Genomic DNA, 26,262 nt, shown 5'->3' on the forward strand with positions numbered 1-26,262 from the left:
CAACGGTGTGAACCGGGCTGGATAGCGCCTCAGCGGGAGATGCGCGTCGACAGGATAATCGATGAGAGCGTCCGCTCCACTCCATCCAGCGCGCCGATCTTGTCGATCAGCCCGTCCAGGTCGGAGATGGACGGAGCGGCAAGGATTGCAATCAGGTCGAAACTGCCGCTGACGGAATGAAGTGTCGTGACTTCCTTGATGGCGGACAGTGCGACGGTGACGGTTGCCAATGCCTTGGGGCCGATCGTGATCAGCACATGGGCGCGCACCAGGCCGGACAAATAGTTCTCCGACAGTCTCAGGCCGTAGCCGGCAATGACGCCTTCCGCCTCCAGCCGCTCGATGCGCGCCTGGACCGTCGTTCGCGACAGGCCAAGCTTACGCGCCAGTTCGGCAACGGGCATGCGGGCATCGCTTCCAAGCAGCGACAGCAACGCGCGGTCCTTATCAGTGATTGTCATTATGCGCATTCCCTTTGGCGGTATGCACAAATTTATACGGCTATGTGAACAAAGTGAAGCTACGAATCGTCTCGCGAAAGCGGCATTCTGTTACCTCAACACATGTCTTGAGGGGACGGATCATGAAACATATCGTTGTCGTTGGTGCTGGCAATATTGGCTCGGCTATTTCCTGGATGCTTGCGGTTACAGGCGACTACCGCATTACCGTCGCCGACCGCGCGGTCGATCAACTGGCCAATGTCCCATCCCATGAGCGGATTGACACCGAGGTGGTGGATATCACCGACCGACTGAGCCTTCAGGCCTTGTTGAAGGACAAGTTCGCGGTTCTTTCAGCCGCTCCTTATCATCTGACTGCGGGCATTGCCGAGGCAGCCGTCGCGGTCGGCACACACTATCTCGACCTCACAGAGGACGTCGAATCCACCCGCAAGGTCAAGAAGCTCGCCGAAACGTCGGAGGTGGCTCTCATTCCCCAATGTGGCCTGGCACCGGGCTTTATTTCCATTGTTGCCGCCGATCTGGCATCGCGCTTCGACAAGCTGGACAGTGTGCGCATGCGCGTTGGCGCTTTGCCGCAGTACCCGTCCAACGCCTTGAACTACAATCTCACCTGGAGCACGGACGGCCTGATCAACGAATACATCGAGCCATGCGAGGCGATCGTCGAAGGGCGCCTGACGGCCGTTCCAGCCTTGGAAGAGCGCGAGGAGTTTTCCCTCGACGGCATGACCTACGAAGCCTTCAACACGTCCGGCGGGCTCGGCACGCTCGCCGCCACGCTGGAGGGCAAAGTGCGGACCATGAACTATCGGACGATCCGCTATCCCGGCCACGTCTCGATCATGAAGGCGCTTCTCAACGACTTTAACCTGCGCAACCGTCGTGACGTGCTGAAAGACCTGTTCGAAAACGCCCTTCCCGCCACCATGCAGGATGTGGTCATCGTGTTCGTCACCGTCTGCGGCACCAAGAACGGTCGGTTCATGCAGGAGACTTACGCCAACAAGATCTACGCCGGTCCCGTCTCCGGGCGCATGATGAGCGCGATCCAGATCACCACTGCCGCAGGCATCTGCACGGTTCTCGATCTTCTTGCCGGAAACAAGCTGCCGCTGCGCGGCTTCGTGAAGCAGGAAGATGTGGCTCTCGATGCTTTCCTCGCCAACCGCTTCGGCCAGTATTATGTGCCGCGAGAAGGTCTGGCAAAGGTCGGCTGACAGGTACCCTCACCTCTCTCAGCAGAAAGTTAGAACAAATTTCCGAGGCTGGCGCGATCGAAACTTCGCTCCAGCCTTTTGATTGCCTATGAACGCACTCGGCAACTCGCTCCAGAAACGCAAAAAGCCGACCCTGAGGTCGGCTTTGTATCTTCGCCAATGCTGATTGCGAAAATGATCAGCGGCCGGACTTGCGGCGCTGGCCGAGGCCCATTTCCTTTGCCAGACGCGAACGCGCTTCTGCATAGGCCGGGGCAACCATTGGATAATCCACAGCAAGATCCCACTTTTCGCGGTATTCTTCCGGGGTGATATTGTGATGCGTCGTCAGATGACGCTTGAGCGACTTGAAAGAACCGCCACATTCCAGGCAGATGATCTGATCATCCTGCACCGACTTGCGAACAGAAACCGCAGGCTTCTGCTTTTCGACGCTGACCGATGCCACTGCCGGGGCAGACGTGCCGTTCAGCGCGTTGTGGACGTCGGAAATCAGGCTTGGAAGTTCCGCAACCGGAACGACGTGGTGGCTAACATATGCGGCAACAATGTCCGCAGTCAGCTCAACGAGCAGATTCTGCGCTCCGCCATATGTAGTTTCCGTCATTTAATGTCTCCTGTTCATGTCACGCGTAGCGACGGGCAAAGCCACATGCGCCAGTAAAGCAAAGTAGGCCAGCGAAACTGCACTTGTGTCTGTGACACGAAGCCAGCCCCGAGCCTCATGCAGAAAAGATGGAATATACTGACGCGATTTACATCATCCGTGACTGTATTTCCGGCAAATCGCCCAGCAAGACTTCTCAGTCCAATGTAGGCAGCGGCCGAACGCCAATAACGAAAAGCAAATCAACATCAGCAACTTTGCGTATCGTGGATAGCATCAAACCAAAAAAAGTCCAGATATTATTTTGGAACAACTCAGGCAAGTTTCACATAAACTCATATATAAAAAATAACGGGTAACAAAATTTTTCAGTAGAAGAAAAGCATACAAGTTTAGGGCGAAGATGTTTTTCTAGTTGGACTTTCGATCTGCTTCCAGGTCGTCTTTGACAGCGTGGAAAGACAATTTATATCCAGCGAGATGCGCGGATTTAGCAAGCAAATGTGCCGATATTGGAGCGGTCAAAACAACAAAGAGGAAGCCGACGAAAGCGCATCCAAATACCGCAAGCTCTTGGGAATAAAGGCCAACTGCCAAGAGAAGCAGACCGGAGCCCACGGTGCCTGCTTTTGAGGCAGCGTGCATGCGAGTATAGAAATCCGGAAGGCGGTTGAGACCGATCGCCGCGGTGAGCGAAAACAGGGCGCCGCCAATACACAGCACAGCTACAACCAGAGCGATTGTCCAACTCATTTCGTCTTGCCCTTCGCTTTTTTTTCTTCGACCTTTGGCTGACCTCTTTCGGACTTCACCCGTTACATTTCGTAGTGCCGGAGGCGCTGCGAGAACGTCCGTGCCGTCAAGAATTTGTCTTTTCCCCAGCCCATTTTTAGGTTGGCGCGACAAAATGAAGCGTGCAAAAGCCACTGTCGCCAGGAAACCGACCAAGCAAAGTGCCACCGCGATGTCGACATAAAGGTTGAAGCCAGTGCGAATCGCGATGACTGCAATGAAACCGATGGCGATTCCCACCAGCATGTCGAGAGCGACAACGCGATCCGCTAGTGTCGGGCCGACAGTCACCCTGTACACGGTGAGCAAGAAAGCGACGCACAGTATCAGGAGAGCCGCAAAAGAAGCGTAGGAGACGAGGAGTTCCGGCGTCATCTCGTAAAGGCCTCCATGATCTTGCGCTCGAACCCGTCGGCAATCGACCTTCTGGTCGCCTCAACATCGCTGCAGTCCAGCGCGTGGACATAGAGCACCTTGCGATCCCCGCTCACATCGACCGACAGCGTGCCGGGCGTTAAGGTGATGAGATTAGCAAGAAGAGCGATTTCGAAATCACCCTGAACGGCGAGCGGATAGGCAAAGATGCCCGGCTTCAACTCCATCCTTGGCTGAACGACCAGCTTCGCGACGGTCCATGCCGACAGCGCCAGTTCTTTGATGAACAGCACGATCAGCCCCAGAAGCGGAATGAGATGGACCCGTCTGCTATCGCTCCTGACCAACTGAAGGCGGACAAGGCCGAGCGAAAGGGCCGCAAGGACAGCGCCGAGAAGCAGATTGGGAAGCGTGTAGCTGCCCGAAATCGCAAGCCAAACGATGACAAAAAGTGCGCCTGTAAGGAAGAGATTCATCGAAGCGCCCCTTCCGGAAAGACGGAGCAGATATAGGCGGATGGATCGCCAAGAGTCCCAGCGGCATCTTCGCTGAGTTTCATCAGCGATTCTGGAAAAAGCCCGACGGCGATGATCAACGCCGTCAGAACTGCGACGGGCATCAGGGACGACCCTTTCATATCCGCGACGGCACGTGGCGCATTACCTGTTGATGGTCTCCAAAAACAGAGAAGAAACGCCCTTGCCAAGGCGATGGTGGAGATGAAGCCCGCGACGAGAATGGCGGCAGCAAGCCACCATGCACCAATATCGATGGCGGACTTCGTCAGCATGGCTTTTGGCCAGAAACCGGAAAAGGGCGGCAAGCCCGCACCGGCGAAGAAGAGTGCCAGCACCATGGCCGAGAACCAGGGGGCCTTGGCGTAAAGCCCGCCGAGGCCGGACAGTGTCCATGCACCGCCAAGCCGCGCGGTGTGGCCAATAGCGAGGTAGAGCGCGGTCATCAGCACGATCGAGTTCAGTGCATAAAGCACCACGCCGCTGAGTGCCGCCTGGGTGCCGATCGCAATACCCGCCATCATGTAGCCGATGCCGGAAATGACGATGTAGCCGAGCATGCGACGCAGATCGTTCTGGGCAAGAGCGCCCATGGCGCCGAGGATCATCGTCAAGGCAGCCGAGATGGCAATGACGAAGCTCAGTTCCTCCCGCTGGACCGGAAACAGCATGACCATGACGCGCAACAGGGCATAGATGCCGACCTTCGTCAGCAGGCCGCCAAAGAGTGCGGAAACCACAATTTTCGGCGTGTGGTAGGACGCGGGTAGCCAAAAATTGACCGGAAAGGCAGCCGCCTTCATGGCGAATGCCAGCGTGAACAACGAAGCCAGAGTGATCAGCGGCGCGGTCTCGCCGACTGCCGTGGACTTCATGGCGATGTCGGCCATGTTGAGCGTGCCGAAGATGGCATAGAGATAGCCAACGGCGATCAGGAACAACGTCGTGCCAATGAGATTGAGGATGGCATATTTGAGCGCACCATCGATCTGTTCCCGCGTCGAGCCAAGCACGATAAGGCCGAAGGAGGAGACGAGCAGCGCTTCAAACCAGACATAGAGGTTGAAGATATCGCCGGTGAGAAAGGCGCCGGTGACGCCCGCCATCAACAGCATCAGGAATGGGTAGAAGCCGTACCGCCTCCCCGATTCATCGATATCGCGCGCCGCGTGAATGGCGCAAACCAGCGCCACGATACCTCCGGCCAACGCGAACAATGTTCCCGTCAGATCCGCGGTAAAGGCGATGCCGAAGGGCGGGAGCCAGCGGCCCATGACCATGTTTAAGGGGCCATTCAAAGCGACACGCCAGGCAAGTGCGGCATCCAACCCGACGAGGATGCCAAGTCCTGCAATTGCGATCGGTGCGTGGAGGCGGGTTTGGTGGCGGATCATCATCAGCACCGCACCAATACCGATGCAAAGCGCCACGGGCAGCACGATCAGCCAATCGGCAAAGGTCGTCGGCTGCATGACGAGTGCAGCCGAGAGATCCACACTTGCTGTTGGGCCGGATGCGGTGAGAAGCAATTGCGCGGGCATTCAGTACCCCACCGGCGGAAGCGGTTCGCTTTGCGGTTCGGCTGCGCGCATCTCATCCGTGTCGTCGGTCTTCAACTCCTGGAAGGCCCGCCAGACCAGCACCAGCAGAAAACAGAAGAAGCAGAAGGAGATGACGATCGCCGTCAGGATAAGCGCCTGGGGCAATGGATTGGCCGTATCCGGTGGCAATACGTCAAGACCAGCGGGAATGATGGGTGGCACCTCGCGATGCAGGCGCCCGGCAGTGAAGAGCAGAAGATTGACGGCATTGCCGAGGATCGCGATGCCAAGCAGAAGGCGCACACTGTGACGCGACAGCATGAGATAGATCGCGGTCGAGAAGAAGATGCCGACGAGGATAGAGAATATCGCTTCCATCAGTCGCGATCCTTTTCTTCCAGCGCAAGTGCGATGGAGGTGAAGCCGCCGACCACGACGAGGTAGACGCCGATATCGAAGGAGATAACGGTCGCGAGCGGCACTTCAACACCGAAGAGGCTCGGATAGATCCAAAGGCCGGTCATGAAGGGAACGTTGACGACGAGGGATATCATACCGGAAAGCGTCGCGACCAGCAGGCCAAAACCGGCAATCGACAGCGGATGGAAGATGATCGCGCGCCGCACGGTTTCGACGCCAAAGGCAATACCGTAGATCGCCAGTGCCGAGACGGCGATCAATCCGCCGATGAAGCCACCGCCTGGCGCGTTATGGCCGCGCAGCAGAACGAAAATGGAAAACAGCGTCATCAGGCTGGTGATCACGGGCGCTGCGGTTCTGAAGATCAGCGTGTTCATGCCCTGCCCTTCCCGGCGCGTTCATACTCATCATCAGGATTGTTGTCGCGAGGGCGCAACGGCGCTCCCGGACGAATACGGATCAGTGCCAGAACGGCGAGTGCCGTGATCATCACCACTGCGATTTCGCCGAGCGTATCTGTTCCGCGAAAGTCAACGATGATGACGTTCACGACATTGTTTCCATGCGCGATGATCTTGGAATAGGCGTTAAAGAACGCCGTCAGGCTGTTATCGAAGCTCTGCTCAGTGGTTTTCAACAGCATCAGAGCAAAACCCGTGCCGCATGCAATCGCGATCGTTCCATCGAGAAGCTTCTGGCCAAGTCTACGGTGATCGGATGGCGATAGACGCAAACGTGTCATGACGAGCGTCAGGATCACCACCGACAGTGTCTCCACCATGAACTGGGTGAAGGAGAGGTCCGGCGCGCCAAACAGCAAGAAAAGAACAGCAACTGCGAAGCCCTGGATGCCGAGCGCGATGATCGCCGTTAAACGGCTCGCCGCCATCAGCACCGCGATGAGGCCAATCACGGCGATGGCGATGAAGGTCAGTTCATGGATTTGCGCATCCTGTGGCCATGTGGGCTTTGCAGGCAGTTCGCCATAGACGAAAAGTGGTACCAGCAGTGCCACGGCGATCATGGCGCAGGTCGCGGTGATGTAAAATTCCAGTCGGCCGGGTTGAAGCACGCGGGTCAAGACGAAGGAGATGCGGACGAGCGCGGAGATGAAAGTATCGAACCCCTTGTCCGGCCCGGGGCCGATGGCCCGCAGGGTGCGATCCATCAGAGAGCGTGCCGTGCCCAGCATCGTGAAGATCATGATCCCAAGACCGATGGTGAAGAGTGAGAGCGCCAGTGGGACACCGACATGCGGCATGAGCGATATGTCTATCACGCGCGGCTGGTCGGCGATGGCCGTTGCCATCGGCGTGGAGACGGCCGCGTGAAACGAACTGGAAAACACCGCCGCAAGAAGTCCCGAAAGAGCCAACACAGCCGGTCCGAGCCACAGCAGGACCGGCGCCTCGTGTGCCATCTTCGGTGTCCGCGGCGTGATGCCGATAAAGGGTTTGAGGCCGACCGCAAGAGCGATCGCCAACATCAGAGCATTGCCGATGACCGCTACGCCGGTGAAGAGGATGGCCCGCGGATTGGCATGCGCCAAGGCATAATAGATTTCCTCCTTTGCCAGAAAGCCCAAGAAGGGTGGCAGTCCGGCCATGGAGAGCGCTGCGGCAAGAGCCGCGACAAAGGTGATCGGCATCGCCTTTCGCAAGCCGCCGAGTTGGCGGACATCCCGGGTTCCGGTCTCGTGATCGATGATGCCAGCGACCATGAAGAGAGCGCCCTTGAACAATGAATGCGCCACGAGGTAAAGCACCGCCGCTTCGAGCGCATGCTCCGATCCAAAACCGATCAGCATGACCAGAAGGCCAAGCGAGGATACCGTCGTATAGGCGAGCATCAGCTTGAGGTCGGTCTGGCGGATGGCCATCAGCGCACCGGTCAGCATCGTCAGCCCACCGAAGAAGGGCAGCAGAATTTGCCAGGCCGCCGTGTCGCCGAGAACCGGATTGAGCCGCATAAGGAGATAGACACCCGCCTTCACCATGGTGGCGGAATGCAGATAGGCCGACACCGGTGTCGGCGCTTCCATGGCATTGGGGAGCCAGAAGTGAAAGGGAAACTGCGCGGATTTCGTGAAAGCGCCGCCGAGGACCAACAGCAGTGCCGCAAAGTAGAACGGGCTTTGGCGCAGCACATCGCCGCCATGAACCAGCAGCGAAAGCTGGGTCGTGCCGCTCATGTTCCAGATGAAGATGAGGCCCGCCAGAAGCGCCAGACCACCACCGCCGGTGACGACGAGCGCCTGAAGTGCTGCCCGGCGTGACGCTTCTCTCTCATGATCGAAGCCGATCAGCAGGAAAGAGGTGATAGACGTCAGTTCCCAATAGACGAACAGCATCATCAGGCTGTCGGAGATGACGACGCCAAGCATCGCTCCCATGAAGAGAAAAAGGAAAGCGAGAAAGCGACCCTGCTGCGGATGCACGGCCATATAGCCGCCAGCATAGAGCACGATCAAAGTGCCGATGCCGGTGATCAGCAGCGCAAAGGTCAGGGAAAGACCGTCGATGAACCAGGAGAAACTGAGATTGAAGCTCGGCACCCAGACGTAACCACCGGTCACCACCTCGCCTGCCGCGATCTCAGGAAGGAAGCCTAAGAAATGGACAAAGGCAAATGCGGGAATGAGCGCCAGCAGCCAGGTAGCCTTGACGCCAAGCTTTCCAACCAGCGGGGGCGCGAGCAGCGCCGCCAGGAATGGCGAAAAAAGTGCGATGAATGTCAGCGACGTGACACCGAATGCCATCTGGCCTCCCCTTAAGAGCCAAAAGCTGACTCTCTATCAGAACAGACTGAATTATGGGAAAGGTCGAGACCTCTCAACCCTTTGAGTAGCGAAAACGACAGACTACACGCCGATTTGTCCCTCTTTTAATAGCAAAGCAGCATCCCTATATCTTCGGCAACAGAAAGGGGCCTCTGATGAGCGATCTCAAATCTCCGAAAATTACCAAGACCGATGCCGAATGGCGCGAACAACTCACGCCGGAACAGTATCGAATCCTGCGCGAACACGGCACCGAACGCGCCTTTACTGGCCCCTATTGGAACAGCACTGAAAAAGGCCTGTACCGTTGCGCAGCCTGTGACGAAGCGCTGTTCATCTCCGACACCAAATTCGATGCCGGTTGCGGCTGGCCGAGCTATTTCGAGCCCGTCAAGCCGGATGCGGTTACCGAGCACCGCGATATCAGCCATGGCATGGTGCGCACGGAAATCCGCTGCGCCAATTGCGGCGGTCATTTGGGCCACGTCTTCCCCGACGGCCCACCACCGACCGGCCTGCGCTATTGCATCAACGGCCACTCCATGGTGTTCGAGCCGCAAGCGTAAGAATGATAGTGAGGGCCGGCGTGTGAGCGCCGGCCTTTTACTTTTGCTCGGGAATGTCCAGCCCTCAAGCAGACAGGAATCCCTTCAAAAAGGCGCACTTCTGTCGCCGATGCTCCTCCGGGGCGCACCCTCGCTTTAATCAAAACAATTTGGACGACGTCTCCCAACGAAAGTTGCAGAGCTCTCACGCTCAATCCGCGAGACGTATTCGCCTCGGCATCCTGTTCTTCCCGTATTCAAGCACTCCCAGCTCCATTTGCCACGCTCCTGGATCGGACCTCCTGTCTCCATTCAAGTGCACGCGGCTCTTTGGTCAAACAAATTTTATAGATAATTTTGCATTTTCAGCCACTTTTTAGCGCCTTGACTCTTTCGAGACTCGAAATAAGCTAAATTCCATCAATAAATTATCTATAATTTGAGAGTGCCATGATCAGACCTGATATATCTTCTTCCCTTCCCGCAACACGCAGCTTGCCTCGCCAAGCTCTCATGATCGTCGCTGGCGTGGCGCTGATGACGCTTGCAGCCAAGACGCAGGTTCCCTTCTGGCCGGTGCCGATGACGCTTCATACGCTGGCGGTGATGGGCTTTGCCGTTGCATTTGGGCCTCGCATGGCCTGCGCGATCTTCATCGCCTATCTAGCAACCGGTGCTGCAGGACTGCCGGTTTTCTCAGGCTCCCCCGAACGCGGTATCGGTCTTGCCTATATGATCGGGCCGACCGGCGGATATCTTGCCGGCTTCCTCGTGGCATCCTGGCTGACGGGATGGCTTGCTCAGAACGGGACATTATTGCGGCGTTTGTTTGCCATGTTGGCGGGACTTGTCGTGGTCTATACCTTCGGCATGGCATGGCTGGTGGCCTTCCTCCCCACTGCGAAGCTGTTTTCCGTTGGCGTTGCGCCCTTTATCCTGGGCGACCTCGTCAAAATCGGCGTTGTAGCAGCTGCTTCGATGCTTCTTCCCAAGGTCAAGGGGTTGGAGAAAGCTGCGAATGACTGAGGATGCGAAAGAGGACGGCGTCATCCGGCATGACTGGAGCGTCGACGAGATTGCGTCGCTCTATCGGCTTCCGCTTCTGGAACTTGTGGGCCGCGCCAATGCGGTTCACCGGCAGTATCACGACCCGAACCGGGTGCAGAAGGCGAGCCTCCTGTCGATCAAGACGGGTGGCTGTCCGGAAAATTGCGCCTACTGCCCGCAGTCGGCCCACCATCGCGAAGTGGATCTGACCCGCGACCTGCTGATGGAGCCTCAAAAGGTGCTGGCGATGGCAGCAACGGCCAAAGCTGCGGGTGCGGAGCGTTTCTGTATGGGGGCTGCCTGGCGGCAGGTGCGTGACGGCAAGGAGTTCGATGCGGTCATCGAAATGGTGGAAGGCGTGCGCCGCCTCGACATGGAAGCCTGCGTCACGCTCGGCATGCTGAAACCGCACCAAGCCGAGCGCCTGGCAAAGGCGGGTTTGACTGCCTATAACCACAATCTCGATACCAGCCCGGAATTTTATAGCCGCATCATCAGCACCCGAACCTATCAGGATCGCCTGGAGACGCTTTCCACCGTTCGCGCCACAGGCGTCGAACTGTGCAGCGGCGGGATTATCGGCATGGGTGAAGGCATTCCCGATCGCGCCGCCATGCTGCAGGTTCTGGCGGGCTTCGCGCCTCACCCGGAAAGCGTACCCATCAACGCGCTGGTCCCCGTCGAAGGCACGCCGCTTGCCAAGCGAGAACGCATCGATCCGCTGGAACTGGTGCGCATGGTGGCAACTGCACGCCTCGTCATGCCGCAATCCACAGTGCGCCTGTCGGCCGGTCGCTCCAGCCTGACCCGAGAGGCACAAATCCTCTGCCTCATGGCGGGCGCCAACTCGATCTTCTACGGCGACACACTGCTGACGACGCCGAATGCCGGCATTGGTGAGGATGCCGAATTGCTCGCCGCTATCGGGCCGGTCAATGATGATGCGGAACGAGCATCCGCCGCTTAGCCAAAGCATTTGAGGCGGGCAGCCCTTCTTGCTGCCCGTCTTCTTCAGGCGGTCGCGAAGGCAAAACCTTCATCTGCCCAGCCGGTCATTCCACCGATCATGATCTTCACCCTGCACCCAAGCCGGGCGAGGTTCAGAGCCGCCCGATCCGCGCCATTGCAATGCGGGCCGGCACAGTAGACGACAAAGAGCGTGTCCTGCGGCCATGCCCGCATACGTTCTGCCGTCATATCCACATGACGAAGATGGATGGCGCCCGGCAGGTGACGCTTTGCAAATACCGCCGGCGAACCGACGACATGCAGAAGGACGAAATCCTGTTCGCCCTTCTCCATGGATGCAAAGACATCCCAGCAATCGGTCTCAACCGAGAGGCGCTTAGAGAAATGGTCGATAACGATCTCAGCGGGAGCCGCTGGTATTTCAGTGACATAGCTCAAGGTTCGTCTCCTTCTTATCAAGTGTCCGCAGTTTAGATCGTGCTTTTCCTCCTTTGCAGATGGCAGGATTGCCATATATCGTAAAGATCATGACAAACCATCCAACCCCCAGCGGCAATCCGAACCGGCTCGTCGTGGCGCTTGCCTATGACGGGCTTTGCACATTCGAATTCGGCGTTGCCGTCGAAGTCTTCGGTCTCGCTCGCCCAGAAATGGGAGACGACTGGTATGGCTTTGCGGTGGCCGCGGTGGATGACGGAGAAATGCGCGCGACAGGTGGGGTTCGCTTTACGGCCGATGGCGGCTTGGAGCTTGTCGAACAGGCGGGCACCATCATTGTGCCTGGCTGGCGCGGGATGGATGCGCCCGTTCCGGACGCACTTTGCGCGGCGTTGCAGAGGGCTCATGCGAAGGGCGCGCGGCTGCTTTCCATCTGTTCCGGCGTCTTCGTTCTGGCAGCAAGCGGGTTGCTCGACGGCAAACGCGTGACCACCCATTGGCGTTACACCGAGGTCCTGAAGGAGCGTTATCCGGCCATCACGGTTCTGCCGGATGTGCTCTATGTCGATGAAGGCACAGTGCTAACCTCTGCCGGAAGTGCTGCGGGCATCGATCTCTGCCTGCATCTGATCCGTCGCGACTTTGGCACGAAGGCTGCCAATATGGTGGCACGTCGCCTGGTGGTGCCGCCTCATCGTGATGGCGGACAGGCGCAGTTCATCGATAAGGCCGTGCCTGAGCTTCATGAAAAGGCAAGGCTTGGGCCACTGCTCGATACGATGCAGGCCGATCTCAGCAAGAGTTTTACGGTTGCCCAGCTCGCGGATATGGCAGGCATGAGTGCGCGGACTCTGCTGCGCCGCTTCGAGGCGGCAACAGGCACCACACCGGCAAAGTGGCTTTTGCTGCAGCGACTTTCAAAAGCCAGGGATCTGCTGGAAACATCAGCGCTGACGATCGAGGCAATTGCCGAGAGCTGCGGACTTGGCTCTACTGCCAATCTGCGTCACCACTTCCGCCAACAGTTTTCCACTACGCCTGCCGCCTATCGCGGCAGGTTCAGCTCTACAGCATCGGCCCGAAAATCGAACTCGATTTTCGAAAAGCACGATGCGTAGATTCAAAAAAGGAAAGCGTCCTTTGTGCGTCCGTTGGGACGCACGGCGCTTTAGCCGCTTATGAGGGCACACTGAGTTCCATCGTGGTGAGGTCCAGCCATCTGCCGAATTTCTTGCCGACTTCCGAATATTGACCTGCAATGCGGAAGCCGAGCTTTTCGTGAAGACGAATGGAAGCAACGTTTTCGGACTCGATGGCCCCGATCAGCACATGCACGCCGGCCGCCTTGGCGTGTTCGATGAGCGACAGCATCAGCAGCCTGCCAATACCGTGGCCGCGTGCGTCCTTATGCACATAGACCGAATGTTCGCGCGTGTGGCGGTAACCGTCAAATGCGCGCCAGTCGCCAAACGAGGCGTAGCCTACGACAGCGCCGTCCTTGATCGCCACGATCACTGGAAAGCCGCGCTCCTTGCGCAGCTTGAACCATTCCTTGCGGTTATCGAGATCCACCAGGATTTCGTTCCAGATAGCAGTCGTGTTCTCCACGGCATCATTGTAAATTTCCATGATGCCGGCCAGGTCTTCGACGGTGGCGTCGCGCAGTTGAATGCTCATTCTCGATATCCGCTTCGTATCAATGTCTACCCCGACCATAGGGATCAAGGCAGAGCGTGTGAAGCAATTTTCGGAAGGCTTCAAGCGAATGGTGGGATCAGGAGCCGATCACCGGCGCAAGGCTGAAGCTCGTCATTACCGCGGAGTAATGGACCGCAGCGGCCACCACCACGAAGCCGTGCCAGATGGCATTCTGAAACCGCAGGCGTTCCCATACGTGGAAGATCACGCCCATGGAGTAGATCATGCCGCCGATGACGATCAGCCACATGGTGATCGGTGCCAGATGGTTCGATAGAGGCTCTGCCACCATAACCCCGCTCCATCCCATCCCGAGATAAAGCAGGATTGCCAGCCGGTCATATCGTCCGGGATAGAAGCATTTGAGGAAAATACCGCCGAGAGCCGCCATCCAGATTCCGGCGAGTGTCAGTGCAATCAGAGGATCTTCGATGCCGCGCTGGAGAAACGGCGTGTAAGTGGCGGCTATCAAGATGAAAATTGCCGAATGATCGAGCCTGCGAAGCAGCCACTTCGCCCGCGAATGCGGCCAGATGTTATAGGTGAAGGAAATGGAGAGACAGAGAATAAGCCCGAGCGCATAGATCCAAGCCGCAGCAATCGCGCTGAGGCTGCCCCAAAGGGTCACGTAGAAAATGAGCGCAGTCGCCCCCACAAGGGCAAAGGCAATGCCGACGCCATGCACGATGCCATCGGCTACAATTTCATGAAGGTCATACCGGCGGCCAAAAGGCCAAAGCTCGCTCATTTCGTTTTCCCGTCCGTCGTCGCCACATCATGACGCCATTATGAGACGGGAACAAGACGACGGGCGGAGTCAGACTTCACTTTCCGTTCCTGCCTGTTGCAAAACCGGAGACGGGTTTAACGGTCCACCAGTACCGAGCACTTGGCATGACGCACCACGCGATCTGCGGTGGAGCCAATGAAATAGTTGGTGAAATCCGGTGTGTGCGAGGAGATGATGATGAGATCCACGCCCATCTCTTCCGCGAACGCCAGAATTTCACGGGCTGGAGCACCGCTTCGAATTTCCGTCAACGAAATATGCGGCGACTTCGCCTTCAGAACGGCGAGCTGGCTCTTTGCATCCTTCACCGCATTTTCGATGATGTCCATCGGCACATCGATTGCCAGATAGCCCGGCAGATCTTCCACCACATTCATCAGCACGATCTGGCCGCCTTGATCGAGAAGCGCCTCGGCCTTTTTCACCGCGCGCTCTGCCTTGTTGGCGTTGCTGAGATCGACAGGAACCAGAATTTTTCCGTACATTGCATGCTCCCTTGGTTTGGAAGCAATTCTGATGCTTCCTGCCTGTAATTATAGGCTCTCCAGGAAAGTTTCGCCATAACGGACGTCAAGTCCGAACGCGTTGCTGTCAACGATTATTAGACAGTTTATCGCCGAATGGTGAGCTTCTCGGAACGATCGACTGTCTCCATATTGAGGTCAACAACTTCGCGGCCTAGCGAACGAAATGGAGACGGTCCAATGGACACTAAAAAGCAGTTTGCCTTCACCCGCCCCGGCTATGTGGGACAGGCGCATCTGGTGGTGAAAGATCTCGGTCAGGTCTCCCGCTTCTATCAGGACGTCATCGGCCTTTCGGTTATCGACAAGAGTGCCAGCGGTGAGATTCTTGGCGTCAATGATTTGCCGCTCTTGACGCTGACAACGTCCAACGATGCCGCGAAAGCGCCAACCACCGCAGCCGGCCTTTTCCATACCGCCTTCCTCCTGCCAAGCCGCAATGCCTTGGCGGACTGGCTAGCGCATGTGGCGCATAACAATATCCGGCTTGAGGGTGCGTCGGATCACCTCGTCAGCGAGGCGATCTATCTGTCCGACCCGGAAGGAAACGGCATCGAGGTCTATCGCGACCGGCAACCGGACGAGTGGAACTACCAGCCCGACGGAACGGTGGAGATGGCAACGAAGAGGCTCGATCTCCAGGCACTTTATGAGAGCGCCGGCAAAACCCCATTCCGGCAGGCCGCCGAAGGCACTGCAATCGGCCATATTCATCTTCAGGTCGGCGCACTACCGCAAGCGGATGCGTTCTATCAGGATGTTCTCGGGTTGAAGATCATGGCACGTTATCCCGGTGCCAGCTTCTTCGGCTACGGTGCCTACCACCACCATGTGGCAGCCAATATCTGGAACAGCAGGGGCGCCGAAACGCGCAAAGAGAATATGACAGGACTGTCGGGCTACTCTTTGAAGTTCAACGAAAAAGAGACCCTCGCCACGGCACTTGCCGCACTGGACCGATTGGAAATTCCGACCGAGCGTCAGAGCGACGGGATTGCCGTAAAAGATCCATGGGGCATCGGTTTGAAGCTGTCTGCATAACGCGTGGTCAGCGTGAAGCGGAGTCGAGAGATCGCGACACGCTCTGACCGCTTGAAAAGGGCGCAAATCACGTGCCCTTTCCTTATTTTAGCGGTTCTGGAACTGCGACCCGCACGGAGAGTTATAGCTCTCCATGAGGGGTCGGGAAAAAGATGAACAACCACGTTTTCAGCCGGAAGAAAAAAAAGAAAGCCGAAGCGCTTCCCATCGAGCAAAATCGCGATCCGGTTCTCAAAAGTGCGCTCGCCACGGCGCAGGACGATGCCCGCAGCCAGCAACCGCTTGGGCGTGAGGCGCTTGATGTGGCCGTCGCATGGTCGGTCGTCGGCCTCTTCATCATCGTTCTGATGAGCGTGATCCACGCGCTTTCTCTCGTCCTCATCCCCATCGTTATGGCGATCGTCGTCGGCATGATCCTCGGTGTCGCAGCGGAAAAGCTCGGCTCCTACGGCATTCCCGGTTTCGCTGTTGCCGTCATTCTGTCATCGGCGGTGGCGCTCGTTCTGTTTCTTGTCATCAACTCGTTGGTCGAGCCTCTATCGGCGCTTGCGAATGAAGGTCCGGCGCTGCTTGAACGGACGCTTGATCGCTTCCTGCCCTACCTGCAAGGCTGGCGATGGGTGAACATTTCCTCAGCGACATTCAACCTCGGCAACATTTCGATGGAATCGCTGATCTCGCGCAGTGGCGAGATCATATCGGTGGTGGGTGCCAACCTGACGCCCGCTATCGTCCAGGGTCTGATGTTCTTCGCGGCATTGCTGCTTTTTCTCTACAGTCGTCTGCGACTGCGTAAAGCCGTCATCATGGCCTTTCCGCAGCGCCATCAGCGGCTTAGAACCATCCGCACTATCGCCTCCATCGAAAACGTTCTGGGCTCCTACTTCGCCACCGCTTCGCTGCTCTATGCAGCACTTGGCGTTTCCATGGTGGTGATCGCGTTCCTTGGCGGCCTCGCCATGCCGTTTCTCTGGGGGCTGTTCGCGTTTCTCTCCAGCTTCGTCCCGTTTATCGGCATCACGGCGATGACGTTGGCGCTGGCGATTGCGGGCATCATCACGCATGACAATCTGTTTCTCGCGCTGCTTCCCTCCATCGTCTTCTTCACCATCCACTTGCTGATGGAAAACCTGGTCTTCCCGGCGGTCGTCGGCAAGAACATGGAGATCAACCCGTTCCTCGTCTTCGTTGCCATCATCTTCTGGACATGGATGTGGGGCGCAGCGGGCGCGATGCTCGCACTGCCGCTCTCGCTCATCGGCATGACGATTGCGCGCGAACTCTTCCCCTCGCGTCGGGTCGTACCAAACCTGCCAGACTGATCCGTCGGGCCTACTTGGTCAGTTGGAAGGTGGGTTGAAGGCCGGATCGTCCAGCCGCACGAAGGTCACGCCGCGCGCTTTCAGAGCCAGCAGACCTTTCACCACACCCTCGCCTGCCTCATGGGTCGGCTGGTTGATGTGCGAGATCACCACATCGCCATCCTTCGCGCCAGCAATATGCTTTGCCGTCATCGCGCTTCCAAGAAGTGATCCGCCATCGCCATTGATGGAATAGCCGGCGACGCGCTCGCCGAGCTGATTGATCGTGGTCATGGAGGTGTTGGTATATTTTGCCGTGGCGCCGCGAAACCATTGCGGCTGCCTGCCGGTCGCAGCAAGAATGGCCTGCCTTCCGCCCTCGACCTCCTGAACGACGGCCTGCTCGGAACCGGCCGCTGCAATGCCATAGATCGACACCGGCTTGTCCACCGCCGGGATATGATTTTCGCCGTGGTTTTCCAGTTCGAAAAGATCCGGGTGGGCCATCAGGATCGCGAGAGCATCGCTATTGTGTTTCAGCCAGCGGGCCGTAACGAAGATGGTCGCCGGAATCTTTTCCTGCACCAGCGTGTTGAGAATGCGAAAATCGGTCTTGCCCATGCAGGCATCCAGCGTGATGGCGACGCGCACCGGCGCACCCTTTGCCTGCACCTTCGAAACAGGCATTCTGAGGCTCGGCTCCAGAAGCCCCGTTCCGGCAAAGGCTGGTATGGCAAGGGTCGCAAACAGGGCGGCAAGGGCAATAGGCTTCAACATATCAGACGGGCTTTCGATCAAATTTCACTGGCAATGCGGCTCTCAAAACGCCGGAATTATGGCGTCGCTGCCGGTAGCGCGTCCAGTTCGGCGAGCTTCGCCAGCGCTTCCTCCACGCGGTGCGTATCGCTGACACCAAGCGGCATGATGGGCAGCGGCGGCTGGCGGTGGGTGAGCGAGAGGAGATTTGCGGCCGTGTAGATCACGCGGTAGCTGCCAAAGGTCTTGAAGAGCGCCCAGAGCGGTTCAAAGAACGTCTGCAAGCGTTGCACCTCCGCCTTGTTGCCCGCCTTGGCAGCGGCGAAGAGACGCCGTGCCGGAACGGGCAGAACCCCGGCAATCACACTATACCAGCTATCCGCACCCTGAAGCAGCGCGTCGGCGCAGCCCCAGTCTCCGCTGTAGCCAATGGCAAAACCCTCTCCGAGGCGTGGACGTAGTCGTTCCAGTTCCGCCTTGAACTGCATATCCGAAGGCAACGGCATTTTCACCGAGAGGATATGGGGAATATAGGCAAGCCGCACCAACAGCTCTTCACCAAAGGTGAAATGTGTGGTGGACGGATTGTTGTATATGCAGAGCGGCAGCGCCGTGGAGCCAGCGACCGCGGCGAAGTGATGATACGCCTCTTCCTGGGTCAGAGGTGTATAGGAGACAGGTGCCAGCAAAAGCGCATCGGCGCCTGCCTTTTCGGCATCCTGCGCCAGTGCAAAAGCCTCATCCGTGCGCAGCGCCCCTGCCCCGACGATGAGTGTTCGTTTGCCTTTCAGGCATTCGACGGCTGCCTGCACCGCGCGTAAGCGCTCTCCGCGGCTGAGATAAGCATAGCTGCCGGTACTGCCGAGAAGTCCGATGGAATCGACGCCTGCCGCATCCAGCCTTTCGATCAGGCGAGACAACGCTTCCACATCGACGCGGCCATCCTCATCCGCTGGCGTCAGCGGAAATGCCGAAAGGCCATGAAACCTGCTGCTCATGCGACGTCACCCCGAAATCCCTCTTCGAGAAGGATTACGGGGCAAATGACGGAACGACAATAACGATATGAAATCATTGAGATATGGTTGCAGATAAGCAACTACTATCCCATTGGCTTTCTCAGGTTCCGCAATAGGTTCTGAAGACCCTCTCATGGTTCATCGGCGCTTGCATGTAGACGGAGAATTCCGGCAGTTCTTCGAAAGGACGGGCGGTTGCCCTTATCATCTCGTGGAACGGCGCAAAATCATTATCCTCGACGGCCGCGGCAATCACCTCCTCGATCCTGTGGTTGCGCGGAATGATGGCCGGGTTGACGGCGCGCATGGCGTCTGCACGCTCCTGGCCTGAACGGCTCTCCTGCGCCGCGCGGTTCCTCCAGCGCTCCAACCATTCGTCCGCAGCAGTGAGGTCGATGAACATGCCGCGGAACGGCTCGGCGTTATCGCTTGCGGCATCACAGAGCCTGCGGAAGGTCAGGGTGTAGTCCACCTCCGACCGCTGCATCAGCGCCAGGAGATCCTGCACCAACTGCTCGTCACCCTCTGCCTCAGTCTGAAGCCCGAGTTTAGTGCGCATGCCGGAAAGCCAGCGTTTCGGAAACGCCTTGGCGAAATCCGCCAGGACGCCGTTGGCCATATCGACGGCCTTGTCCTGATCCTCATCCAGTAGCGGTATCAGGCATTCGGCAAGCCTTGCGATATTCCATTGGGCGATGCCGGGCTGGTTGTTATAGGCGTAACGGCCCTGGGCATCGATTGAGGAAAACACTTTGTTTGGATGGTACTCATCCATGAAGGCGCAGGGGCCAAAGTCGATGGTTTCACCGGATACGGCCATATTGTCGGTGTTCATCACCCCATGGATGAAGCCCACCATCAGCCAGCGGCAGATCAGGTCGCATTGCCTCTCGGCAATGGCCTGAAGCATGGCGAGATAGGGCGTTTCCGATTGCCGGGCTTCCGGATAGTGCCGATCGATGACGTGGTCGGATAGCGCCTTCAACGCTTCGGTATCTTCGCGCGCGGCAAAAAACTGGAAGGTGCCGACGCGGATGTGGCTTGCTGCAACGCGGGTGAAGACGCCGCCTGGAAGACCAATTTCGCGCTGAACGCGTTCACCTGTCGTCACTGCTGCCAAGGCACGGGTTGCGGGAATACCGAGCGCGAACATTGCCTCGGAAACGATATATTCGCGAAGGACCGGTCCTAGCGCCGCACGTCCGTCTCCCCTGCGGGAGAAGCGCGTCGGGCCAGACCCTTTTAATTGAATGTCCCGCCGCCTGCCTTGGCGGTCGATCACCTCACCTAACAGAATGGCGCGGCCGTCCCCGAGCTGGGGCACGAAATTACCGAACTGATGTCCGGCATAGGCCATCGCCAAAGGTTCGGCCCCCTGGGGCACGGCGTTGCCAGAGAAGATCGCCGCCAGCCGCTCGTCGTCCATGCCCTCTACGTCAAGACCAAGCTCTTCTGCCAAGGGCCGATTGAAGGCGATGAGCTGCGGTGCCTTGACCGGTGTAGGAAGAACGGCAGCGGTAAAGTGCTCCGGCAGGCGGGCATAGGAATTATCGAAACGGATCACGGGCTTGCTCCCTTTTGCCCCTATATTGGGTCTGAAGCCCGGCTTTGCCAGTGTTCGAGATGATACCAATATCCGAACAGGTCAGCCTGCAGCGCCTCCCCGTCATTGGTGCGCCTCCATTCCGGGATGGCGGCGAGGCCTTACGGATTGGTCTTCATCACACGGGACTACTGCCCGGCCTTTTTGCCAGTGAACTTTAACCTGCCATTTTCATTCCTATTCTGAGCTTGGTTTGCAAAGAAAGGATAGTGGAATGAATGACATCGCTGCGCCAACCGAGAGCGAAAGCGCGATCCGTACCATTCACACCGATCTTCCCGTCAATGCCACATTCCATGTCTGGCTCAAGGCGAAGAAACCAGATGTTGCAGGTGCTGTCTCGTTTTCAAACGCCAATGGCAAGTTCGGCGAAGTCTCCACCTCCAATCTGGAAGAGTACAGTTTTCGCATCTATCAGGTGTTTGGCGGCGGGCGCGTCGATATCGCCTATGACACGATGACGACCGCCGTCTCGGTGATCTATTGGTTCACCGCCTCCGATGTGCTGGAGACCGGTATTACCGTCGTCCACACCAAGCCGGACAATGCCCCACCGGATCTGCCGGACAGCTATCACTTCCGCCCACCCTTTGGCTGGATGAATGACCCGAACGGGTTTGGACGGTTCGAGGGGCACCCGCATCTTTTCTACCAGCATTATTCGCACGGGCTTCGCTGGAACACGATGCATTGGGGCCATGCGATCTCGTCGGATTATCTGCGCTGGCGACACCTGCCTATCTTCCTTTTCCCGTCGGAAGATCTGACGACGCGACCGGACAAGCGCGGCGGTGCCTATTCCGGATCTACCATCCCGCTTGTGGAAGGGACCGGTATTCGCGTCTTTTTCACCGAACAGGTGCAGGACCGTGTGCCTGAGCAACAGATCCAGCTCACCGCCACCTCCTCCGATCTGATCATGGCGGGACAGGCGGAGGTCATCCTCGGCCACCGGCCCGATGGGCAAGGGCTTACGCCGGACTTTCGCGACCCTTATGTGGTGCGCGGCCCCGATGGCCTCTGGAAGATGCTGCTCGGCAGCCAGAGCGACAGCGGCGGCGTCATCCTGCTTTATGAAACGCAGGACCCGACAGCCGCTTCCGGCTGGACCTATGTGGGCAAGCTTTGGGTGGAGACCCGCTACAAGACCACAGCGATTGAGTGCCCCTGCCTGCTGCCGCTCGATGGACCGGCCAATGCCCGTTCCACGCGCTGGGTTCTGACCTATGGCCTGATGCATTCGGAAGATCCGGCCACGGGACGGAAGAACCTGACCATGGCCGATGTCGGCTGGTTTGACGGCAAGAAGTTCGTCAAGGAATTCGGCCAGGAGCTCGATTTCGGCACCGACAATTATGCCTTCCAGGCGTTTCTCGATGGCGACAGCATCGTCGGCATTGGCTGGTTGGCGAATTGGGCGGATGCGACACCCGAGATCGACTTCCCCACCTCCATGACCTTGCCGCGGCGGCTGCATTTTTCCAACGGCGCACTTCTCACACCGCCGATCGGGGCGGCGGAGAGCCTGCGGCACCGCATTCTGGACCGCACGAGACTGGCGGCTGGCGACCGGGTCGATCTCTCAACGGGTGCGGTAGAGTTGCTGTTCGAACTCAACAAGCCAGGCCTGCCTTTCGATCTGGAACTCGACCACCCGGATGTCAGGCTCGGTGTCGTCTGTGACGAAACCGGTCTCTGGATTCGCCACGAGGACGGTCGCGACGGTCCATCGCCGCGTTATGTCTCGGAAGGGGCACGCCCCTATCGCCTGCGCATCTTTGTCGATTACGGATCGATCGAGGTGTTTGCCGACCGGGGACGCTACGTCGGCACAAAGCGCATCGCCAGCTTCAAGCCGGTGCGCGCAGCCCACCTGAAGACTCTGGAGGGGGCAGTCGCGCATGCGACAATCTGGAGTCTCAAACAGTAAATATAGGAACCTTTGCTGCTTTGGCGCCTTTCCTGAATGACGAGATTTTCAAGAAGGGCGATCAGATGACACAGATTAGAGAAACAGATCCGGTCCATTTTCCCACGCAGGCGAATGAGAACAAAGGCGAAAAACGCAAGGCTGGCAAAGGCATCGTCCTGGTGATCGCAGGCATCGGCATCCTCGCCTTTGTCATCTACATGGCGACGATCCTGATCGCCTCGACCCAATCCTAAATCAAGCCCGCATATTGAGAGGAAAACCCATGGACCCGCGCGAACCACTTCTGGAAAGTGAAGACGCACTCGATCAGGCAGTTTCAGACCTCGATGTCGAAGAGCTGCCATCGAAAGGCGAAATCCCGCAAGAGCTGGAGCATGAAATCGAGGAAGACGAACTCGAAACGGAAGACGACCCTTACCAGGAGAGCGACGAAGCCCTTCCAGACGACGAAGAGGAGCGCGTCATCGACCGCAATCCCTCCCGCGAAGGTGGCGCTTTCGACGAGGTTTGACGCTAAGCCTTTGTAGCTAACATCGTGCCTGAGCGAGCTGATTTATGCGGCTAGCTCAGGCGTGTAACCCACTTCCTGCATGGCAGCGATCGCAGTGTCAGCGTCGCCGTCTACCACGACCTTGTGCGATGACAGATCGATACTCACTTCAGCACCGGGCAGTGCCTCGCTCAATGCATTTCGGATGGTTTTCTCGCAATGTCCGCAGGTCATGTCCGGCACGGTGAATGTAGTCTCAGTCATGGTCTTTCCTTTCTTTTATCAGTTTTGATGGTTCGGCTTCCGGCCAGGTCATCCAGGATCGGGCAATCCGGTCTGTGGTCGCCGCCGCAGCAATGGGCGAGGTGCGACAGCGTTTTCACCATGCTCCTCATATCCTCGATCTTGCGCTCCAGGTCGGCGATATGGGTGAGAGCAATTGCTTTCACCGCGCCGCTTTCTCGCGCCTTGTCCTGCCAGAGTTTCAGCAGAGCTTCGGTTTCCTCCAGTGAAAAACCGAGGGTTCGGGCGCGTTTGATGAAGCGGAGATTATGGACCTCCTGATCGCCATAGAGCCGGTAATTGTTATCAGCACGGGTCGCGGGAGAGATCAGGCCGATCTGCTCGTAATAGCGTATCATCTTCGCAGAGACGCCGGAGGCCTCTGAGGCTTCGCCAATATTCATGACGTCACCTTTCCACCCGTGACGCTTATGGTCTTGAGACGCAGCGCATTGCCTACGACGAAAACAGAGGACAGCGCCATGGCACCTGCTCCGATCATTGGTGACAGCGTGATGCCAAAAGCCGGGTAAAGCGCGCCGGCGGCGAGTGGGATCAGCGCGACGTTGTAGCCGAACGCCCAGAATAGGTTCTGGCGAATGTTGCGCATCGTTGCGCGGCTCATTTCGATTGCATGGACGACACCGATCAGATCGCCACCGACCAGCACCACATCCGCACTTTCAATCGCGACATCGGTGCCCGTCCCGATGGCGATGCCGATATCGGCTTCGGCAAGCGCCGGCGCGTCATTGATGCCATCGCCGATGAACGCAAGGATTTTCCCGCCCTGGCGCAGGTCGTGGATGGCCTCTACCTTGCCTTCCGGCAGAACGCCGGCGATGACCCTGTCGATGCCGACCTCATTAGCAATCGTACGCGCCGTTGCCCCATTGTCGCCGGTCACCATCACCACCTCGATGCCCATGCTGCGAAGCGTTCTGATCGCCTCGACGCTTGAGGGTTTCAAAGGATCGGCAACCGCTATGACGGCGGCAAGCACACCCTCGATCGCGGCATAAATCGGAGTCTTGCCTTCACGGCCCAAGCGCTTTGCGGCGTCGGCGAAAGGTGCGACCGAGAGGCCGAGCCTCTCCATATATCGATCCGCACCGACATCGACCTGGCGGCCATCAACGACTGCGCGGATGCCATAACCGGTGATGCTTTCGAAGTTCCGGGCATTCATCGGTTCGAGTCCTGCAGGAGCTGCCATTTTTTCCCGTGCGGCACGGGTGATGGCCTCCGCAATCGGATGCTCTGATTGCGCTTCGACCGCTGCGACCAGACGCAGAACGTCGTCCTGTTCAAAGCCATCCGCGACGATCAGGTCAGTCAGTTCCGGCCGGCCTTTGGTCACCGTGCCGGTCTTGTCGACCACGACGATCTCGGCACTGCGCAGCTGCTGTAGCGCTTCGCCCTTGCGGAAAAGTACGCCGAGTTCGGCGGCACGGCCGGTACCGACCATGATAGAAGTCGGAGTTGCGAGCCCCATGGCACAGGGGCAGGCAATGATGAGCACGGCAACGGCGTTGATCAATGCAAATGTGTAGGCTGGATCGGGACCGAAGACCGCCCAGATGATGAAGGTCAAGAGCGCGATGCCGATAACGACCGGGACGAACAGCGCGGTGACTCTATCGACCACCAGCTGAATGGGAAGCTTCGAGCCTTGTGCCTGCTCCACCAGACTGATGATCTGCGACAGCATCATATCCCCGCCGACCTTCGTCGCCCGATATTTGAATGCGCCGGTCTTGTTGATCGTGCCGCCCACAACCCCAGTGCCCACGGTCTTTTCCACCGGAACAGGCTCTCCCGAGATCATCGATTCGTCCACATAGGAATGACCGTCGACCAACTCTCCATCGACCGGCAACCGCTCGCCGGGACGAATGACGACAACGTCGCCTGCCCTGACCTCTTCCACGGCCAAATCGACAATCTCACTGTTACGCTCGACGCGAGCGGTCTTGGCCTGAAGGCTCGCAAGCTTTCGGATCGCATCGCCCGTTTTGCCGCTGGCGCGGGCCTCAAGCAGCCGGCCGATGAGGATGAGCGTGACGATGACGGTGGCAGCTTCGTAATAGACATGCCGTGCATTTTCCGGCAGGACACCCGGCGCGAAGGTCGTGACCAGGGAATAGAGATAGGCTGCGCTGACACCGAGTGCCACGAGCGAATTCATCTCCGGCGCTCCATGGAAAAGGGTAGGAAAGCCGCTCTTCAGGAAGCGTCGTCCCGGTCCAAAAATCACCGCCGTCGCCAACAGGAAATAGACGTAGTAAAGGTTCTGGGTATCGATCACGCCCATCAACCAGTGGTGCATCGGCGCATAGATATGCCCGCCCATCTCCAACACGAAAAGTGGCGCGGTCAGCACGGCCGCGATGATCACATCGCGCTTCAACGTCGCTTCATCACCCATATGGTGGGCGTGATCATGTGCACCATGCTGATGATGAGCAGAGTGGTCATGCTGCGTGGCCTTTGCCGTGGCAGGTGGGAAGCCAGCGGCTTTCGCCGTTTCGGTCACCATCTCGCGCTGGCGCAAGCCGCCCACACCCTCGACAACGACCTTGCCGTCAGCCTCGACCTTTGCGTTGATGACCGTCGCGACGGCCTCAAGCACGCCCTTCAATCGTGAAGCGTCCGCCTCACCTTTCACGCCATCGACGGAAAACTCGGTTCGTGTAGGCTCGATCTCATAGCCGATCTTCTTGACCGCCGCCGCCAAGGTCTTGGCAGAAAAGCCTTCTGCAGGCTCCACCGTCAGCTTCTTCGTCGCGAAGTTGACAGAGCTCGAGGCGACACCCGGAACCTTCGCCGCCGCCGTTTCCACACGACGAACGCAGGACGCACAGGTCATGCCTTCGACGGGAACCGACAAAGGCTCCTGCAATTGCTTGGGTCTGACCATCTCGTTCATCGCTCTCCCCTTTCGAGGTCTGTCACTGTCATGGTTATGACGGGCGGAACTTCTAAATAGTTCCGACGTGAAACAACACCAATGTAGGGCTTCCCATCATGGGAAGGTCAAGGGAGGAAATTGCGTTTTATGGCTTGTTCGCCAAAACAGGCAGCCGCGATCCAGAAGCACGCTCTTCGTGGGG

Annotated in this window: 28 protein-coding genes and 1 pseudogene; 10 read left to right on the top strand and 19 right to left on the bottom strand. The window is 58.0% G+C overall.

Translation table 11 applies throughout. From position 1 onward, the window contains the following. Positions 1–29: 29 nt before the first annotated feature. The gene (locus ACTJK5_RS07895) at positions 30–461 is read right to left on the bottom strand and encodes an Lrp/AsnC family transcriptional regulator (RefSeq protein ID WP_062425744.1); all 432 of its coding nucleotides are present in this window, start codon (positions 459–461) and stop codon (positions 30–32) included. A 122-nt stretch (positions 462–583) separates the two neighbouring features. Here ACTJK5_RS07895 and ACTJK5_RS07900 point away from each other — a divergent pair, with 122 nt between their 5' ends. Beyond that, positions 584–1,684 (top strand): saccharopine dehydrogenase family protein, encoded by a 1,101-nt coding sequence (locus ACTJK5_RS07900; protein ID WP_440612123.1) that lies wholly within the window; start codon positions 584–586, stop codon positions 1,682–1,684. A 178-nt stretch (positions 1,685–1,862) separates the two neighbouring features. Here the strand turns inward: ACTJK5_RS07900 and ACTJK5_RS07905 are convergent, their stop codons facing one another. From ACTJK5_RS07905 to ACTJK5_RS07940, 8 genes and pseudogenes are all read right to left on the bottom strand, one after another. Further along, entirely contained in the window at positions 1,863–2,291 is a 429-nt protein-coding gene (locus ACTJK5_RS07905) for a MucR family transcriptional regulator (RefSeq protein ID WP_062425746.1), read from the bottom strand. Positions 2,292–2,702: 411 nt separating this feature from the next. After that, the gene (gene mnhG / locus ACTJK5_RS07910) at positions 2,703–3,044 is read right to left on the bottom strand and encodes a monovalent cation/H(+) antiporter subunit G (protein WP_440612578.1); all 342 of its coding nucleotides are present in this window, start codon (positions 3,042–3,044) and stop codon (positions 2,703–2,705) included. Positions 3,045–3,068: 24 nt separating this feature from the next. Then, a pseudogene (locus tag ACTJK5_RS07915) lies at positions 3,069–3,458 on the bottom strand (cation:proton antiporter); the annotation flags it as partial. Further along, positions 3,455–3,934 (bottom strand): Na+/H+ antiporter subunit E, encoded by a 480-nt coding sequence (locus ACTJK5_RS07920; protein ID WP_440612124.1) that lies wholly within the window; start codon positions 3,932–3,934, stop codon positions 3,455–3,457. The pseudogene ACTJK5_RS07915 and the gene ACTJK5_RS07920, both read right to left, overlap by 4 nt. Next, a complete protein-coding gene (locus tag ACTJK5_RS07925) occupies positions 3,931–5,514 on the bottom strand; it encodes a Na+/H+ antiporter subunit D (RefSeq protein ID WP_440612125.1) in 1,584 nt (527 codons plus the stop codon). The genes ACTJK5_RS07920 and ACTJK5_RS07925 overlap by 4 nt, the downstream gene beginning before the upstream one ends. Beyond that, on the bottom strand, positions 5,515–5,892 hold the full coding sequence (locus ACTJK5_RS07930) for a Na+/H+ antiporter subunit C (protein ID WP_113179357.1): 378 nt from the start codon (positions 5,890–5,892) through the stop codon (positions 5,515–5,517). After that, entirely contained in the window at positions 5,892–6,311 is a 420-nt protein-coding gene (locus ACTJK5_RS07935) for a Na(+)/H(+) antiporter subunit B (protein WP_440612126.1), read from the bottom strand. Before ACTJK5_RS07935 ends, ACTJK5_RS07930 begins: the two co-directional genes overlap by 1 nt. Continuing rightward, a complete protein-coding gene (locus tag ACTJK5_RS07940) occupies positions 6,308–8,692 on the bottom strand; it encodes a putative monovalent cation/H+ antiporter subunit A (protein WP_440612127.1) in 2,385 nt (794 codons plus the stop codon). The genes ACTJK5_RS07935 and ACTJK5_RS07940 overlap by 4 nt, the downstream gene beginning before the upstream one ends. Positions 8,693–8,868: 176 nt before the next feature. Here ACTJK5_RS07940 and msrB point away from each other — a divergent pair, with 176 nt between their 5' ends. The 3 genes from msrB to bioB all read left to right on the top strand — a co-directional run bounded on the left by msrB (position 8,869) and on the right by bioB (position 11,272). After that, entirely contained in the window at positions 8,869–9,279 is a 411-nt protein-coding gene (gene msrB / locus ACTJK5_RS07945; RefSeq protein ID WP_062425754.1) for a peptide-methionine (R)-S-oxide reductase MsrB, read from the top strand. Positions 9,280–9,708: 429 nt separating this feature from the next. Beyond that, the gene (locus tag ACTJK5_RS07950; protein ID WP_440612128.1) at positions 9,709–10,284 is read left to right on the top strand and encodes a biotin transporter BioY; all 576 of its coding nucleotides are present in this window, start codon (positions 9,709–9,711) and stop codon (positions 10,282–10,284) included. Then, positions 10,277–11,272, top strand: coding sequence for a biotin synthase BioB (gene bioB, locus ACTJK5_RS07955; RefSeq protein ID WP_144621038.1), 996 nt, complete (start codon positions 10,277–10,279; stop codon positions 11,270–11,272). The genes ACTJK5_RS07950 and bioB overlap by 8 nt, the downstream gene beginning before the upstream one ends. A gap of 44 nt (positions 11,273–11,316) precedes the next feature. On the opposite strand, the gene ACTJK5_RS07960 is transcribed toward bioB, so the two are convergent. Beyond that, positions 11,317–11,712, bottom strand: a complete 396-nt coding sequence (locus tag ACTJK5_RS07960; protein WP_440612129.1) for a rhodanese-like domain-containing protein — start codon at positions 11,710–11,712, stop codon at positions 11,317–11,319. 89 nt (positions 11,713–11,801) lie between these two features. On the opposite strand from ACTJK5_RS07960, the gene ftrA reads away from it, so the two are divergent. Then, the gene (ftrA, locus tag ACTJK5_RS07965) at positions 11,802–12,830 is read left to right on the top strand and encodes a transcriptional regulator FtrA (RefSeq protein WP_440612130.1); all 1,029 of its coding nucleotides are present in this window, start codon (positions 11,802–11,804) and stop codon (positions 12,828–12,830) included. 58 nt (positions 12,831–12,888) lie between these two features. Here ftrA and ACTJK5_RS07970 read toward each other — a convergent pair whose 3' ends face one another. The 3 genes from ACTJK5_RS07970 to ACTJK5_RS07980 all read right to left on the bottom strand — a co-directional run bounded on the left by ACTJK5_RS07970 (position 12,889) and on the right by ACTJK5_RS07980 (position 14,685). After that, on the bottom strand, positions 12,889–13,389 hold the full coding sequence (locus ACTJK5_RS07970; RefSeq protein WP_440612131.1) for an N-acetyltransferase family protein: 501 nt from the start codon (positions 13,387–13,389) through the stop codon (positions 12,889–12,891). Positions 13,390–13,486: 97 nt separating this feature from the next. Next, positions 13,487–14,158, bottom strand: coding sequence for a PAQR family membrane homeostasis protein TrhA (gene trhA, locus ACTJK5_RS07975; protein WP_440612132.1), 672 nt, complete (start codon positions 14,156–14,158; stop codon positions 13,487–13,489). Between the two features lie 116 nt (positions 14,159–14,274). Beyond that, positions 14,275–14,685: a universal stress protein gene (locus ACTJK5_RS07980; protein WP_112952257.1), complete on the bottom strand. Its 411-nt coding sequence runs from the start codon at positions 14,683–14,685 to the stop codon at positions 14,275–14,277. A gap of 219 nt (positions 14,686–14,904) precedes the next feature. Between ACTJK5_RS07980 and ACTJK5_RS07985 the strand changes: the two genes are divergently transcribed. Next, positions 14,905–15,765, top strand: coding sequence for a VOC family protein (locus tag ACTJK5_RS07985; RefSeq protein ID WP_440612133.1), 861 nt, complete (start codon positions 14,905–14,907; stop codon positions 15,763–15,765). 152 nt (positions 15,766–15,917) lie between these two features. Next, positions 15,918–17,087, top strand: coding sequence for an AI-2E family transporter (locus tag ACTJK5_RS07990; protein WP_440612134.1), 1,170 nt, complete (start codon positions 15,918–15,920; stop codon positions 17,085–17,087). A gap of 18 nt (positions 17,088–17,105) precedes the next feature. Here ACTJK5_RS07990 and ACTJK5_RS07995 read toward each other — a convergent pair whose 3' ends face one another. The 3 genes from ACTJK5_RS07995 to ACTJK5_RS08005 form a co-directional block, all read right to left on the bottom strand. Next, the gene (locus ACTJK5_RS07995) at positions 17,106–17,843 is read right to left on the bottom strand and encodes a polysaccharide deacetylase family protein (protein ID WP_440612135.1); all 738 of its coding nucleotides are present in this window, start codon (positions 17,841–17,843) and stop codon (positions 17,106–17,108) included. A gap of 56 nt (positions 17,844–17,899) precedes the next feature. Beyond that, positions 17,900–18,820: a dihydrodipicolinate synthase family protein gene (locus ACTJK5_RS08000; RefSeq protein WP_440612136.1), complete on the bottom strand. Its 921-nt coding sequence runs from the start codon at positions 18,818–18,820 to the stop codon at positions 17,900–17,902. Between the two features lie 121 nt (positions 18,821–18,941). After that, positions 18,942–20,402 carry a protein adenylyltransferase SelO gene (locus ACTJK5_RS08005; protein ID WP_440612579.1) on the bottom strand — a complete coding sequence of 487 codons (1,461 nt, stop codon included), beginning with the start codon at positions 20,400–20,402 and terminating at the stop codon, positions 18,942–18,944. 256 nt (positions 20,403–20,658) lie between these two features. On the opposite strand from ACTJK5_RS08005, the gene ACTJK5_RS08010 reads away from it, so the two are divergent. From ACTJK5_RS08010 to ACTJK5_RS08020, 3 genes are all read left to right on the top strand, one after another. After that, positions 20,659–22,374 (top strand): GH32 C-terminal domain-containing protein, encoded by a 1,716-nt coding sequence (locus ACTJK5_RS08010; protein WP_116493969.1) that lies wholly within the window; start codon positions 20,659–20,661, stop codon positions 22,372–22,374. Between the two features lie 65 nt (positions 22,375–22,439). Continuing rightward, a complete protein-coding gene (locus ACTJK5_RS08015) occupies positions 22,440–22,610 on the top strand; it encodes a hypothetical protein (protein WP_440612137.1) in 171 nt (56 codons plus the stop codon). Positions 22,611–22,639: 29 nt separating this feature from the next. Continuing rightward, complete coding sequence (locus tag ACTJK5_RS08020; protein ID WP_062438144.1) at positions 22,640–22,888, top strand: hypothetical protein; 249 nt, start codon at positions 22,640–22,642, stop codon at positions 22,886–22,888. Positions 22,889–22,930: 42 nt separating this feature from the next. Here the strand turns inward: ACTJK5_RS08020 and ACTJK5_RS08025 are convergent, their stop codons facing one another. Genes ACTJK5_RS08025 through ACTJK5_RS08035 form a run of 3 tightly spaced genes read right to left on the bottom strand, consistent with a single transcriptional unit; the run spans position 22,931 to position 26,078 of the window. Then, a complete protein-coding gene (locus ACTJK5_RS08025) occupies positions 22,931–23,131 on the bottom strand; it encodes a heavy-metal-associated domain-containing protein (RefSeq protein ID WP_440612138.1) in 201 nt (66 codons plus the stop codon). Next, a complete protein-coding gene (cueR, locus tag ACTJK5_RS08030) occupies positions 23,128–23,553 on the bottom strand; it encodes a Cu(I)-responsive transcriptional regulator (protein ID WP_440612139.1) in 426 nt (141 codons plus the stop codon). The genes ACTJK5_RS08025 and cueR overlap by 4 nt, the downstream gene beginning before the upstream one ends. Continuing rightward, on the bottom strand, positions 23,550–26,078 hold the full coding sequence (locus ACTJK5_RS08035; protein WP_440612140.1) for a heavy metal translocating P-type ATPase: 2,529 nt from the start codon (positions 26,076–26,078) through the stop codon (positions 23,550–23,552). The genes cueR and ACTJK5_RS08035 overlap by 4 nt, the downstream gene beginning before the upstream one ends. Between the last annotated feature and the right edge of the window lie 184 nt (positions 26,079–26,262).

The organism is Agrobacterium sp. 22094 (assembly GCF_052046015.1).
In the GTDB taxonomy this organism is placed as follows: domain Bacteria; phylum Pseudomonadota; class Alphaproteobacteria; order Rhizobiales; family Rhizobiaceae; genus Agrobacterium; species Agrobacterium cavarae.